The 13,532-nt window shown below is 74.1% G+C and carries 10 protein-coding genes and 1 pseudogene; 10 read left to right on the top strand and 1 reads right to left on the bottom strand.

Going from position 1 to position 13,532, the window contains the following annotated elements; genetic code table 11:
* Nucleotides 1–25 precede the first annotated feature (25 nt).
* The 7 genes and pseudogenes from GTY84_RS32320 to GTY84_RS32350 all read left to right on the top strand — a co-directional run bounded on the left by GTY84_RS32320 (nt 26) and on the right by GTY84_RS32350 (nt 7,687).
* A complete protein-coding gene (locus GTY84_RS32320) occupies nt 26–448 on the top strand; it encodes an arsenate reductase ArsC (RefSeq protein ID WP_161229992.1) in 423 nt (140 codons plus the stop codon).
* A gap of 141 nt (nt 449–589) precedes the next feature.
* Nucleotides 590–1,222, top strand: a pseudogene (locus GTY84_RS32325) (lysophospholipid acyltransferase family protein); the annotation flags it as partial.
* A gap of 648 nt (nt 1,223–1,870) precedes the next feature.
* Nucleotides 1,871–2,731 (top strand): polyphosphate polymerase domain-containing protein, encoded by an 861-nt coding sequence (locus tag GTY84_RS32330; protein ID WP_237532929.1) that lies wholly within the window; start codon nt 1,871–1,873, stop codon nt 2,729–2,731.
* On the top strand, nt 2,728–3,411 hold the full coding sequence (locus tag GTY84_RS32335) for a DUF4956 domain-containing protein (RefSeq protein ID WP_161229993.1): 684 nt from the start codon (nt 2,728–2,730) through the stop codon (nt 3,409–3,411). Before GTY84_RS32330 ends, GTY84_RS32335 begins: the two co-directional genes overlap by 4 nt.
* On the top strand, nt 3,411–5,210 hold the full coding sequence (locus tag GTY84_RS32340) for a CotH kinase family protein (RefSeq protein ID WP_161229994.1): 1,800 nt from the start codon (nt 3,411–3,413) through the stop codon (nt 5,208–5,210). Before GTY84_RS32335 ends, GTY84_RS32340 begins: the two co-directional genes overlap by 1 nt.
* A gap of 84 nt (nt 5,211–5,294) precedes the next feature.
* A complete protein-coding gene (locus tag GTY84_RS32345; protein WP_161229995.1) occupies nt 5,295–6,041 on the top strand; it encodes a response regulator transcription factor in 747 nt (248 codons plus the stop codon).
* A complete protein-coding gene (locus tag GTY84_RS32350) occupies nt 6,038–7,687 on the top strand; it encodes a HAMP domain-containing sensor histidine kinase (RefSeq protein WP_161229996.1) in 1,650 nt (549 codons plus the stop codon). The genes GTY84_RS32345 and GTY84_RS32350 overlap by 4 nt, the downstream gene beginning before the upstream one ends.
* A 59-nt stretch (nt 7,688–7,746) precedes the next feature.
* On the opposite strand, the gene GTY84_RS32355 is transcribed toward GTY84_RS32350, so the two are convergent.
* A complete protein-coding gene (locus GTY84_RS32355; protein ID WP_161229997.1) occupies nt 7,747–8,106 on the bottom strand; it encodes a zinc ribbon domain-containing protein YjdM in 360 nt (119 codons plus the stop codon).
* Between the two features lie 755 nt (nt 8,107–8,861).
* Between GTY84_RS32355 and lanKC the strand changes: the two genes are divergently transcribed.
* The 3 genes from lanKC to GTY84_RS32370 form a co-directional block, all read left to right on the top strand.
* Entirely contained in the window at nt 8,862–11,486 is a 2,625-nt protein-coding gene (gene lanKC / locus GTY84_RS32360; protein ID WP_161229998.1) for a class III lanthionine synthetase LanKC, read from the top strand.
* Nucleotides 11,487–11,512: 26 nt separating this feature from the next.
* On the top strand, nt 11,513–11,641 hold the full coding sequence (locus GTY84_RS32365; RefSeq protein ID WP_003972313.1) for a SapB/AmfS family lanthipeptide: 129 nt from the start codon (nt 11,513–11,515) through the stop codon (nt 11,639–11,641).
* A gap of 137 nt (nt 11,642–11,778) precedes the next feature.
* Nucleotides 11,779–13,532, top strand: a 1,754-nt coding sequence (locus GTY84_RS32370; RefSeq protein ID WP_345943603.1) for an ABC transporter ATP-binding protein, incomplete at its 3' end; no start/stop codon positions are given.

A 13,532-nucleotide genomic window follows, 5' to 3' on the forward strand; every position in this document is an offset into this window, starting at 1 on the left:
CATACGACAAGAGAGGACCGGCACCATGGCCGACAAACCCTCCGTCCTGTTCGTCTGCGTCCACAACGCCGGCCGCTCCCAGATGGCCGCCGCGTGGCTGACCCATCTGGCCGGGGACCGCATCGAGGTCCGCTCCGCCGGTACCGCCCCGGGCGCCCGGATCCACCCGGCCGCCGTCGAGGCCATGGCCGAGGCCGGCATCGACATCTCCCGGCAGGCCCCGAAGGCCCTCACCGTCGACGCGGTCCGCGAGTCGGACGTCTGCGTCACCATGGGCTGCGGCGACACCTGCCCCGTCTTCCCCGGGAAGCGCTACCTCGACTGGAAGCTCGACGATCCGTCCGGCCGGGACATCGAGGCCGTCCGCCCGATCCGCGACGAGATCAGAACCCTCGTGGAGGCCCTGATCGCCGAACTCGCCCCCGGGAGGGCGGAGGCGGCCACGTGAACACCGGGCACGAGACCGTCGCCTCCGGGCCCCGCCGCCCGCTCAGCGGCACACACGGCGGATGAGTACGGGCACTCAGGCGCGCCGGCGGCCCCGTGAGCGACGATGGAGCTCATCTCGATCGCCCCGGAGAGGAAGCACATGCTCAGCCGCCTCGCCGACCGTCTGGTCCCCGCCTTCGGGCAGTTGACGGTCACCGCCGACGAAGGCGCGGAACACCTTCCCGCCGGTATCATCGCCGCCAACCACAGCTCGACGGCCGATCCGGCGGTCGTCCTGGCCGCACTGCACCGTCTCGGAGCCAGGCCGGTCGTCCTCGCGGCAGCCGGCCTCTGGCGGGTGCCCCTCCTCGGCCGCCTCCTTGCCCGGGAGGGCCACATACCCGTCCACCGCGGCGACCCGCGCGCGCTCCGGGCGCTCGACCTCGCACAGGAAGCGCTGGAGGAGGGTCGGCACATCCTGATCTACGCCGAGGGCGGGCTCCCCGACCGCAAGGACTCGGCCGAAGCCGCGCCGGGCGCCTTCCGCCGCGGCCTCGCCCGGCTCGCGCGGCGCACAGGCGCTCCCGTCATCCCGCTCGGCCAGGCCGGCGCCCGCCGCATCGTCTCCGGCTCGCCCCTCAAACAGCTCGCGGGGCTGGCCACCGCGTCGGTGCGGCGCCCGCGCCTCCACGTCCATGTCGGGTCTCCCCTGCTGCTCAAGGATGACGAGCCGGCCGCGACCGCCCGGGCCCGCCTCGCGGTGACGGCTGCCTGGAGGACCGCCGCAGCGCATGCGGCGGGGACGACCGCGCCACCCACCCGAAGGCCACCGGCACCCCTCCCGGGGCAGATGCCGCCCGGCACCGGTGACAGCGAATCGATCCGGCCCACCGGAACGGGCCGCGACAGCCGGCCTTCGCAGCGGGACGCCCAGGCGCCCACGGCCCACTGACGGGCAGCGGGCGGAGCACGGTCCCGCCCGCCTCCCCCCTGTCGGACGAGGGCCCCGCGTCCGTCCACGCGGGCAGCCCGGCCCCAGGGACCCGCGCTCCGAGGATCCGCGCTCCGGGCATCCCGCCCTCCCGGAGCCTTCGCCGAGCACACCTACGGCGCCCCGCTCCTCCGGGCCGGTCCCGGAACCACCCCGGCGCGGCGTCCGGGAAGCCCCCGCACCGGTGCCACACGGGCCCGGACGCCGACGCGCACAGTCGTGACATCTCGCCCACACGGGCCGTTCACGTTTCGGCCATTCTCAGGACTCCCCGAATCAACCCACGATTCTCATGGCTTCCTCATGCGCCGTTGGTTGCGTATGCGCGGCCGGTGGGACCGCGACATACGAGCAGGGAGGCGCAAGGTGTTCTTTTCCAAGTCAGCCGGGCCGCGGGAGGACCGGGGGGAGGCACCCCCGACGGAACGGGCCGAGGCGCCCGGCGACACACTGCACGTGGCCAGCCGGCTGCACGCGTTCAACCGCTTCGAGCTCAAGTACCTCGTACCGGTGGACCGGGCGGCGGAGATCCGGGACGAACTCGCCGAGCGGATGGAATGGGACCCGCACAGCCCACCGGGCGGGTACGGCGTGTGGAGCCTGTACTACGACACCCCTCAACTCCGTTTCTACTGGGAGAAGATCGAGGGCCTGAAGTTCCGCCGCAAGCTCCGCATCCGCCACTACGGTGACCTCGACGGCGTCACCGGCGACTCCCCGGTCTGCGTGGAGATCAAGCAGCGCGTCAACCGGGTCACCCAGAAGCGCCGCATCACCCTCCCCTACGACGTGGCACGGCGGTTGTGCGACGACCGGGAGACGGTGGAGCACTCCGCGCGGGAGAGCGCCTTCGTCCAGGAGGTCCTCGAACTGATCGTGCGGCTGAACCTCCGGGCCACCGCCGTCACCGGGTACCAGCGCGAGGCACTGGTCGGCCGGGACGCGGACACGGGCCTGCGGATCACCTTCGACCGCCGCGTCCGGGGCCGGGACCGGGACTTCCACTTCGGAATCGCCACACCGGAGAACCGGTTCACCATCCCGCCGCACATGTCGGTCATGGAGGTCAAGGTCAACGAGCGCACACCGCACTGGATCACGGACCTGGCCGCACGGCGCGACCTCAACCTCGTGCGGATCTCCAAGTACGTTCAGTCCATCGAGGCGTTCGGGCTGGCCCCGCGCTCGGTCTTCCACATCGGCGCGGCGGACTGCCCACCGCCCGCCGCCCCCGCCACCCCCACCAACGAGCAGCCGCCCCGGCGGCGGCCGGCGCAGCGTTCCGCGTCGGCGAAGGCAGGAGCACAGTGAACTTCGATCTCGATCTGCAGGAGCTCAGCGGCACGTTCAGCGTCGCCGACGTCGTGGCGGCGATGGTGCTGTCCTTCGTGCTGTCCACGCTGATCGGCTACGTGTACCGGTACACGCACCGCAACGTGTCCTACAGCCAGTCCTACGTCCAGACACTGGTCATCGTCGGCATGATCGTCGCCCTGATCATGCTCGTCGTGGGGTCGAACCTGGCTCGTGCGTTCTCGCTGGTCGGCGCCCTCTCGGTGGTCCGCTTCCGCAACGCGGTCAAGGAGACCAGGGACGTCGGCTTCATCTTCCTGGCCATGGCGATCGGAATGGCCTGCGGTGCCCGGTTCTACACGCTGGCCGCGGTCGGCGCCGTCGTCATCTGCGCCGTGGTCCTGGTGATGTTCAAGTTCAACTGGTTCGCGCTGAACGTGCAGCGGCAGGTCGTGAAGGTCCAGGTCCCGGCCGGTGAGGACTACACGCCCCGGATCCGCGACGTACTGATCAAGTACACCAGCGAGTTCGAACTGGTGAGCACCGAGTCCATCCGGGGCGGGGCGTTGAGCGAGGTCTTCTACACCGTGCGGCTGAAGAAGGGCGCCGAGCCGGGCGATCTCGTCAGCGCCCTCCAGGAGCGGACGTCCGGCCAGCGGGTCACCGTGCTGACCGGCTACGACACCACGGACCTGTGATGGCGGGCGGGACCCGGGCACCCCACGGGAGGCGGTTGAAGGACCGGCTGCCCGTACGGCTGCGCCACCACTGGAAGCCGGTGGCGTCCCTCGGCGTCGGACTCGCCGCGATGGTCTGCTTCTTGGGGGACGCCCGGGTCTCCCCCTACGTGACATCGGCCTCGCGGGTCGAGGCGGACGCCGTCACCGACGACGTCGGGGGGACGGTGGGCCTGTACGACGCCTCGGTGACCCATTCCCTCCGGCTCACCTACCGGCAGACCGACTTCGACAAGATGATGAAGGAGTTCAAGGAGGACGGCGCGAAGGAGTACATCCGGGCCGACCTCGTCATCGACGGCGTCCGCCTCGACGACGTCGGCATCCGCCTCAAGGGCAACTCGACTCTTGGTTCGCTGCGCGGCCGCCGCGGCATGCCGGGCGGCGGACGGGGCGGACCTCCCGGCGGCGCGCCCTTCCCCGCGCAGGGCACCACTCAGGGCGCGGCCACCGGCGGCCCGGAGGGTGCGAAGGGCGGGGACCGCCCGGAGCCGCCCCCGGACGGCTTCCCCGGGGGCCCTGGTACCGGGGCCCCCGGCACCGCCGGTTCCTCCGGCCCGCCCGGTCCCCCGGACGACGCGGACGCGGGCGTTCCCGGTCCCCCGGACGGCGCGGGCGTTCCCGGCACGCGGGACGGCGTCGGTGGCGCGGTCCCGCCCGGTGGCGCGGACCGGCCCGGCGGGCCCGGTGGCGGGCCGGGCGGGATGGTGCAGTACAACCTGTCGGCGAAGCAGCCCGAGGAACTGCCCTGGCTCGTCAAGATCGACGAGTTCGTCGAGGGCCGCGCCTACCAGGGTGAGCGGGAGATCTCGCTGCGTCCCGGCAGCAACGCCCAAGTGCCCCTCAACGAGGCGCTGTCGCTCTCCCTGATCGCCGAGAGCGGCCAGAAGTCGGAGCGGTACGCCTTCACCCGGGTGAAGGTCAACGACCGCCCCGCCGTCGCACGCCTCATGGTCGAGTCGCCCGGCACCGACTACGCCGACGACCTCGCCGACGGCAACGGCGTGCTCTACAAGGCGAAGGCGGGCGGCAGCTTCGCGTACCGCGGGGACGACCCCAGCGAGTACGAGAGTTCCTTCAAGCAACTCAACAAGAAGGGCAGCCGGGACCTCGAACCGGTCATGAAGCTGATCAAGTGGGTCGACAACGCGTCGGACGAGGAATTCGCCCGCCACCTGGGCGACCACGTCGACGTCGACTCCCTCGCCCTGTACGCCGCCTCGCAGAACCTGCTGCTGAACTTCGACGACATGGCGGGGCCCGGCAAGAACTACCTCCTCTGGTACGACCTGGACACCAAGAAGTTCTCCGTCCTCGGCTGGGACTACAACCTCACCTTCGGCGGCGACGCGACGGCCGGCCCCCGCGACCCGGTCGGTCCGGTCGGACTGCCGGGAGGAGGGGCGCCCGGCGGGGGCAGGCCGGGCGGCGCCCCGCCCGGAGCGCCCCCGGGCGGGGCGCCCGAAGGGATGCCCGAGGGCATGCCCAAGGGGATCTCCATGGGGCATATCCTCAAGTCCAGGTTCCTGGAGACCGACGCCTTCGACGGCGTCTACCGCAGGACCTACCAGGAGCTGTACCGGACCTTCTACGGCTCGGGCGCGGCAGCGAGGGAGCTGAGGACCGTCACCGGACAGGCACGTGCCGCCGGGGCCGGTTCGCGGGCTCTCGACGCCGCGTCGGCGAAGCTCGCGACGACCATCAGCGACCGCACCACCGCACTCGCCAAGGACAAGGAGGTGAACGGGGCGACCGACTGAGCGCCGCCCCCGCACCGTGTCCGACCCGACCAGGACCCGCGCCCGCCGCGGGTACCGTCCCAATCCGTCCCGAGGTGTCCGAGCGTGATCGATCCGCACACCTCCGCGCGCACCCGCGCCGCCGGGCACACGGTCCTGGTCGTGGAGGACGACGCCGGCATCCGCGCACTGCTCGTCTCGGCGCTCGGCGTGGCCGGCTACACCGTGGCGAGCGCCGCCAGCGGCCAGGAGGCCATGGCCGAGGCCGGCAGCCGACGGCCCCATCTGATCGTCCTGGACGTCATGCTGCCGGACACGGACGGCTTCCGGCTCGTCCGGCTCCTGCGCGCCCAGGGCGTCTACACACCGGTGCTGTTCCTCACCGCCCGTACCGGCGTCGAGGACCGCATCATCGGCCTCAGTTCGGGCGGTGACGACTACGTCACCAAGCCGTTCCACCTGGAGGAGGTGCTGCTGCGCATCCGCGCCATCCTGCGCCGCAGCAACGCCCCCGCGACCGGGGTCGGCCCGCCCCTGCGCTACGCCGACCTGACGCTGGACGAGGCCACCCGCGAGGTGCGGCGCGGGGACCGGCCGCTGCGGCTGTCGCCGACCGAGCACCGTCTCCTGGCCTGTCTGCTCGCCCGTCCCGGGCGGGTCCTGGAGAAGGCGGAGATACTGCAGCAGGTCTGGCGCTACGACTTCTCCGGCGACACCCGGATCGTCGACACCTACATCAAGAACCTGCGGCGCAAGGTCGACAGCGAGCCCCCGCCGCTGATCCACACCGTCCGCGGCGTCGGGTACTGCCTGCGCCTGCCCCGCGACGAGCCGCGCCCCACGGACGGATGAGCCGTTCGCGGGGCGGGCGCGGGGAGGGACCGGCCCGCCGACGGACCCGGTGGCCGCGCCGACTGCGTCCGCGCTCCCTGCGCGGTCGCCTCGTCCTGATAGCCGGTCTGCTGGCCACCGGGATCGTCCTGCTGTGCCAGGTCGCCGCGCTGACCGTGCTGCACACCTGGCTCACCGACCAGGTGGACCACCGGCTCTCCCACTTCCGCCCGCCCGACCAGGTCTTCGAGGACATGGCCCACGGCACGATGCTGCGCCGGCCGCCACCGCGCCCGGACGACGTCCTGCCCTCGGACTACCGGGTCTTCTTCTACGACGGGGCGGGCCACCTCCTGCGGGACTCGCTGGGCAGCGGCAACGGTCCCGGGCCCCGGCTCCCGGACTCGGCGGACGGCCTGGGGCTGGCCGACGGGAGGCCGGGCACCCTGCCGTCCGAGGGCGAGGGGGCGGGCTGGCGGGCGGTCACCCAGCCCGGACCCGGCGGCACCCGCGTGGTCGTCGCGCTGCCCCTGAACACGGTCGACGGCGCCACCACCAAAATGCTCTGGTTCAGCCTCGGGCTGGGTCTCGCCGTCGCCGTGGGCGTGGTCGTCCTGGGCAACGGCGCCGTGCGCCTGGGGCTGCGGCCGCTCACCCGGGTCGAGCACACCGCCCAGCACATCACCGAGGGCGCGCTGGAGCTGAACGTCCCGGTGACCGACCCCGACACGGAGGTCGGACGGCTCGGCCTGGCGCTCAACACCATGCTGGACCGGCTGCGCACCGCGCTGCGGCGGACCGAGACCTCCGAGGCACGGCTGCGGCACTTCATGGCTGACGCCGGGCACGAACTGCGCACCCCGCTCACCGCCATCCAGGGGTTCGCCGAACTGCTCCTCGCCGGGCCGGACCTGACGGGCCGCGAACTGCACGAGGCCCATGTCCTGATCGCCCGGAGCGCGGAGCGGATGAGCCGCCTGGTGGACGATCTGTTCCTGCTCGCGAAACTCGACGACGCGCCCGTGGTCCACCGCGAGCCGGTGGACCTGCTCTCCCTGACCGCCGACGCCATCGCCACCACGGCGGTCCGCCATCCCCGCCGCGCCATCTCCCTGGAGCCGCTGGAAGCCCTCCCCACCGGTCCCGAGCCCGGCCTCGACGTCGTCGAGGCGCCCGGCGACCCCCACCAACTGGCGCAGGTCCTCGGGAACCTGCTCCACAACGCGTGCGTGCACACGCCGCCGGACAGCCGCGTCCGGGTCCGGGTCGGCGCGGCCCGCGCGGCCGAGGACCGGACACCGGGGCACGGCCGGGTCCTGCCGCCGGGGCTGCCCGTCTGCGTCATCGAGGTCGCCGACGACGGACCCGGGATCGTGCCGGACGAGGCACCCCACGTCTTCGAGCGCTTCTACCGCGCGACACCGGCGGGGCGGACGCACCGGCCCGCGCGCGGCGCCGATGCCGGGCCGGCCCCCGCGCACCTGCCCGAGGCCGGGGACAGCCCCGGTTCCGGCCTCGGGCTCGCCATCGCCGCCGCCATCGCCTCGGCGCACGGCGGACGTCTGGAGCTGGACAACCGCCCCGGCGAGGGCTGTGTCTTCCGCCTGCTGCTGCCCGACGCCTCCGCCGTGCTCCACGACGTGGCGCACGGCTCATCACCGGCATGAGGACGGGGCGGTGGCCGTCCGGGGGTCCCCCCGTCGGCCGACCGTGACGGGGCGTCGGTTCAGCCGGACTTCCTCACGACGCCCGACTTGAGCTGCATGCGGCCGAATCCGGGTACCGTGGCGTCGATGTCGTGGTCGCCGACACCGTCGAGGATCAGCCGGATGCCACGCACCTTGGTGCCGACCTTCACCACGCCCCCACCGGCGCCCTTGACCTTGAGGTCCTTGACGACGGTGACCGTGTCGCCGTCCGCGAGCTCGTTGCCGACCGCGTCGCGGACCGTCGCGGGCGCGGTGCCCTCGTCCGCGACGGCCCCGGCCGACCACTCGTGGCCGCACATCGGGCACACCAGCAGCGCGCCGCTCTCATACATGTACGCCTCGCCGCACTCCGGGCACGCCGGCAGCTGCTCAGACATGGGAACGGAATGCCTGCGGACCGATCCCGGCCTGCGGCGGAACCCCGTCCAGGGATCCGGCACGGGGGTTTGTCGTATTCATGCGTTGACTCCAGACGGCTGTTCACGGGGTCCCACGGACTGACTGCGGACTGGCAGGGTACTCCGGGGAGGGAAATCCACCGCGCGCCAGCGGGAACTGCGACCGGACCGCTCGGCGAGTCCCGGCGGGTCCGCACTGCCCACGGTCACGATGGTCGTCCCCGCGTCGGCAGCCGGATGCCCGGCGCCCGCACCGCGCCGGCCGATCACCACCGGGCCCCGCCGGGCCGGGACGACGTTGCCCGGGTGCAGATCCAAACGCGGCACCCGCTCACCGTCCGCCGTGCCGAACCGCCCAGGCGGCCACTCCGGTACCGCCGCAGCACCCCGGGCTCCTCCAGTGCGTACCCGTCGGCATCCCGGCCCCGCTCGGTCAACTCCTGTCGGCGCACTCCGCGTTGACGTCGTCTGCCCCGAACGGCGCGGTGGTGGGCCGGGAACGGCTCACCCTTCCGCGCCCACCGGCGCACCCGCCGGGCGCCCTCCACCGCCTCCCTCGCGCGGCCGCGCACCCGCCGTCGCCCGCGCACCCGCCGTCGCCCGCGTACCCGTACCCCGGCCGCCCGCGGATACCCGTGCGTTCCGCACCTCGGAGACATGACAGCGGCGACTGTCCGGGACACCGTCGTGCGTGACAGCGTCTTCCACGGCAACGACCGGTGGAGGGAGCGGCTGTGAACAAGGGCTACGCCGTGTACTGCGACGCGGACCCGTCCTTCTACGACGCGCCGCACCGCACAACCCACGGCACCGCCGCGGCGGGCACCCGCTACGCGGCTGCCACCCTGCCCGTCCCCGAGGGATGGCGGAGCGGCGAGAGCGGTGACTGGCTCGCGCTGCGCCCCGTGGGCGTCGAACTGCCCGCGCAGGGCTGGAAGATCCATGTCTCCGCCCGCCTCGACAACGCCGAGGCGGTGCTGGAGCGCGTACGGCGGTACTGCCTGGAGCACGGGGTCGCCTTCAAGTTCGTGCCCAGCCGCTACCTGCTCCACCAGCGCAACGCCAAGTACGCCGACCGGGCGGGCAGCGGCAAGTTCATCACCGTCTACCCGCCCGACGAGGAGCGGTTCGAGCGGATCGCGGGCGAGCTGTCCGCGCTGCTGGACGGTGAGTCCGGCCCGCACATCCTGAGCGACCTGCGCCTCGGCGCCGGCCCGGTGCACGTGCGCTACGGCAGCTTCACCCGGCGCAACTGCTACGACGAGGAAGGGGAGTTGCGCCCCGCCATCGCCCGTCCCGACGGGGTCCTCGTACCCGATCCGCGCGGCCCGGTCTTCCGGACGCCCAACTGGGTGGGGCTGCCGGAGTTCCTGCGCCCGCACCTGGAGACGCGGTCCACCACGACGCTGGCGGACATCCCGTACACCGTCGAGGCGGCGCTGCACTTCTCCAACGGCGGCGGGGTCTACCGCGCCCGGGACACCCGCACCGGGGAGACGGTGGTCCTCAAGGAGGCCCGCCCGCACGCCGGTCTGGCGGCCGACGGGGCCGACGCGGTGGCCCGGCTGGGGCGCGAACGCCGGGCCCTGGAAAGGCTGTCGGGTCTGGACTGCACCCCCGAGGTGCGCGACGCCCTCACCGTCGGCGAGCACCACTTCCTGGTACTGGAGTACCTGGACGGCAAGCCGCTCAACACCTTCTTCGCCCGCCGCCACCCGCTGATCGAGGCCGACCCGGACGAGCGGCGCCTGGCGGAGTACACCGCGTGGGCGCTGGACGTCCACGCCCAGGTGGAGCGGGCCGTCGCCCAGGTCCACGAACGGGGCGTGGTCTTCAACGACCTCCATCTCTTCAACATCATGATCCGCGAGGACGGGCGGGTCGCCCTGCTGGACTTCGAGGCCGCCCACGGGGTGGACGAACCGGGCCGGCAGACGGTCGCGCACCCCGGCTTCGTGGCACCCCCCGGCCGACGGGGCACCGCCGTCGACCGCTACGCCCTGGCCTGTCTGCGGTTGGCCCTGTTCCTGCCGCTGACCAGTCTGCTCGCACTGGACCGGCGCAAGGCCGCGCATCTGGCCGCCGTGGTCGCGGAGCAGTTCCCCGTCCCCCGGTCCTTCCTGGACGCGGCGGTCGACGAGATCGCCGGGGCAGCCGCCCGGCCCCCGGCACCACGGCGCTCCGGCGACCGCTTCGTGCCGGTGGAGCCCGGGGACTGGCCCCGCAGCCGGGACTCGATGGCCGGGGCGATCCGCGCCTCCGCCACCCCGTCCCGCGACGACCGCCTCTTCCCCGGTGACATCGCCCAGTTCGCCACGGCGGGCGGCGGCCTCGCCTTCGGCCACGGCGCCGCCGGGGTGCTGTACGCGCTCGCCGAGAGCGGCGCGGGGCGCGACGAGGACGGGGAGCGCTGGCTCCTGGACCATGTGAAAGAGCCTCCGTCGGGCATGCCGCTGGGCTTCCACGACGGCGTCGCGGGACTCGCCTGGACGCTGGACCACCTCGGCCACCGGGATCAGGCGCTCGATCTGGCCCGGCTGCTCCTGGAGCACCCCCTGGAGGGCCTCGCGGCGGACCTGCACGGCGGCACCGCCGGGGTCGGGCTGGCCCTCGACGCGCTGGCCGCCGCCACCGGCGACCCGGCCCTGCGCGACGCCGCCCTGCGGTGCGCCGAGCTGAGCGCGCGCCCGCTCACCACCGGGGCCGCGGGAGGGGCTCCGGGACACCGGCCGCGCGCCGGACTGCTGCACGGCGCGACCGGCAGCGCCCTGCTGTTCCTGCGCCTGTACGAGCGCACCGGTGACACCGGGCTGCTGGACCTCGCCGGGACCGCGCTCCGCCAGGACCTCGCGCGCTGCGTCCGCGGCGCGGGCGGTGCCCTCCAGGTCGACGAGGGCTGGCGCACCATGCCGTACCTGGGGGCGGGCAGCGTCGGCATCGGCATGGTCCTCGACGACTACCTGGCGCACCGCGCCGACGAGGCGTTCGAAGGGGCCAGGAGGGAGATCGTGCGCGCCGCGCAGGCCATGTTCTACGCGCAGCCCGGCCTGTACCGGGGCGTCGCGGGCATGGTGCTGCACCTCGGCCGGACGACGACCCCGGGCGACGGCACCGGCCCGGCGGCCGTGCGCCGCCAGCTCTCCGCGCTGACCTGGCACGCCATGGCGTACGAGGGACGGCTCGCCTTCCCCGGCGAGCAGATGATGCGCCTGTCCATGGACCTGTCCACCGGGACGGCCGGCTGTCTCCTCGCCGTCGCCTCGGTACGCGGCGACCGGCCCGCCGGTCTGCCGTTCCTCCCCCCACCGCGGCGCCCGGGCGCCGCCCATGAGCCGGTCTCACCGGAGACCGTGAAGTAGCACGTTGTCCTACGAAGGGATGAGCGATGAACCTGTTCGACCTGCAGTCCATGGAGACCCCGAAGGAAGAGGCGATGGGCGACGTGGAGACCGGCAGCCGCGCGAGCCTGCTGCTCTGCGGCGACAGCAGCCTGAGCATCACCACCTGTAACTGACGCGACCGGCGCGACGCGCTCGCGTGACATCAGGGCGGCCCGCCGCGTTCCGCGCGGCGGGCCGTGCGTTCCGGCACCGGCGCGTCCCCGGACCCGTACCGGGGACGCGCCGGTGCCGATCCCAGGGAGGGGCGGCTGTGAGGGACGGGACCACCAGGGTCCGCCGGACGGAACGCACGGCCGGCGGCTCCCCGGACCCTGGACCGGGCCGGCTGCCCGAACTGCTGGTGCTGGCCTGCTCCCTGACTGCGGCGGCGATGGCCGTGGCCCAGCCCCTGGTCCTCGGCCGGGCACTGGATCTGCTGCTCCGCGGTGAATCCGCGGACCACTGGCCGGCGCTGAGCGTGGCCCTGCTCACCGGTGAGGTGCTCCTCGACGGCCTGACGGCCCTGCTCACCGGTCGGTGCACGGCGGGCTGGACCGCGTCGGTCCGCTCCCGGGCCCTGTCCGGGCTGCTGCGTGCCGCCCCGGACGCGGCCCGCCCGTACACCCCCGGGGACACGGCGACCCGGCTGACGCTCAACGCGGCCGACGCGGGCGGGGGGCCCGCGGCGAGGGCCGCGCTCGCGGCCTCACTGATCACTCCGGCCGGGGCCCTGGCGGCCCTGGTCCTGGTGGACCTCTGGGTGGCCCTGTGCGTACTGGCCGGACTGCCCGCGCTGGCCCTGGTGCTGCGGGTCTTCGCCCGCGACACGGGCGCGTCGGTGCGGGACTACCAGCAGGTGCAGTCGGACATCGCGGGCCGTCTGCTGGAGACCCTGGAGGGCGCCGAGACCATCGCCGCCGCCGGGACGGCGCCCCGGGAACGCGCACGGGTCCTGGCCCCGCTGGGCCGCCTCTCCGCGCTGGGCCGGCGGATGTGGGCCCTGCACGGCCGGGCCCTGGCCACCGGCAACGTCCTGGTCCCGCTGCTGACGCTGGCGGCCACGGCGGTCGGCGGGCTCCGGCTCGGCGCGGGCGCCCTGAGCGCCGGGGGACTGCTGGCGGCATGCCGGTACGCGCAGCTCGCCGCGGGCCTCGGCGGCGCGGCCACCGTGCTCGGCGCGCTGGTCCGCAGCCGGGCGGCCCGGGAGCGGACCGCCGAGCTGGAGTCCCTGCCCGCCCTGCGCCACGGCACCGCGGTGCTGCCGCCGGACGGCCCCGGGACCCTGGAACTGCGCGGGGTGCGGGTGCTGCGCGGCGGGACCGAGGTGCTGAGGGCGGACGCGATCGTGGTGCCCGGTGGGCTGACCGCCGCGGTCGTGGGCCGCAGCGGCGCCGGAAAGTCCGCACTGGCCGCCGTGGCCGGACGGCTGGCCGACCCGGACGCGGGTGAGGTGCTGCTCGACGGGGTCCGGCTCGACGCCCTGACCCGGGAAGAGCTGCGCACCGCGGTCGGCTTCGCCTTCGCCCGCCCGGTCCTGGGGGACGGGACCGTGGCCGGGGCCGTCGCCGCCGGGGCGCGCACGGCGCCGCCCGACCGGGTGCGGGAAGCCGTGCGGATCGCGGACGCGGACGCCTTCGTCCGGCGGCTGCCGGACACCTACGACACCCGGCTCGACGAGGTGCCGCTCTCGGGAGGTGAGCACCAACGCCTAGGCCTGGCCCGCGCGTTCGCGCACACGGGACGGCTGCTGGTGATGGACGACGCGACCTCCAGCCTCGACACGGCCACCGAGCACGCGGTGGACCGGGCGATGCGGCGCGCGCTCGGCCACGCGACCCGGCTGGTGGTCGCGCACCGCCCGTCGGTGGCGGCACGGGCCGATCTGGTGATCTGGCTGGACGGCGGGCGGGTACGGGCGGTGGGTCCCCATGAAAGGCTCTGGGAACAGGCCGGGTACCGGGCGGTGTTCGCGACGGGCACGGAGGGCGCCGCAGGGGCGGACGGCCCCGCAGGGGCGGACGGCCC

It is taken from the genome of Streptomyces sp. SID8352 (assembly GCF_009862265.1).
Taxonomy (GTDB): domain Bacteria; phylum Actinomycetota; class Actinomycetes; order Streptomycetales; family Streptomycetaceae; genus Streptomyces.

Excerpts from the sequence above, each read along its gene's own strand:
- GTY84_RS32365 (WP_003972313.1), top strand. The coding sequence starts at position 11,513 with ATGAACCTGTTCGACCTGCAGTCCATGGAGACCCCGAAGGAAGAGGCG.
- GTY84_RS32320 (WP_161229992.1), top strand. The coding sequence starts at position 26 with ATGGCCGACAAACCCTCCGTCCTGTTCGTCTGCGTCCACAACGCCGGC.
- GTY84_RS32355 (WP_161229997.1), bottom strand. The coding sequence starts at position 8,106 with ATGTCTGAGCAGCTGCCGGCGTGCCCGGAGTGCGGCGAGGCGTACATG.
- GTY84_RS32350 (WP_161229996.1), top strand. The coding sequence starts at position 6,038 with ATGAGCCGTTCGCGGGGCGGGCGCGGGGAGGGACCGGCCCGCCGACGG.
- GTY84_RS32340 (WP_161229994.1), top strand. The coding sequence starts at position 3,411 with ATGGCGGGCGGGACCCGGGCACCCCACGGGAGGCGGTTGAAGGACCGG.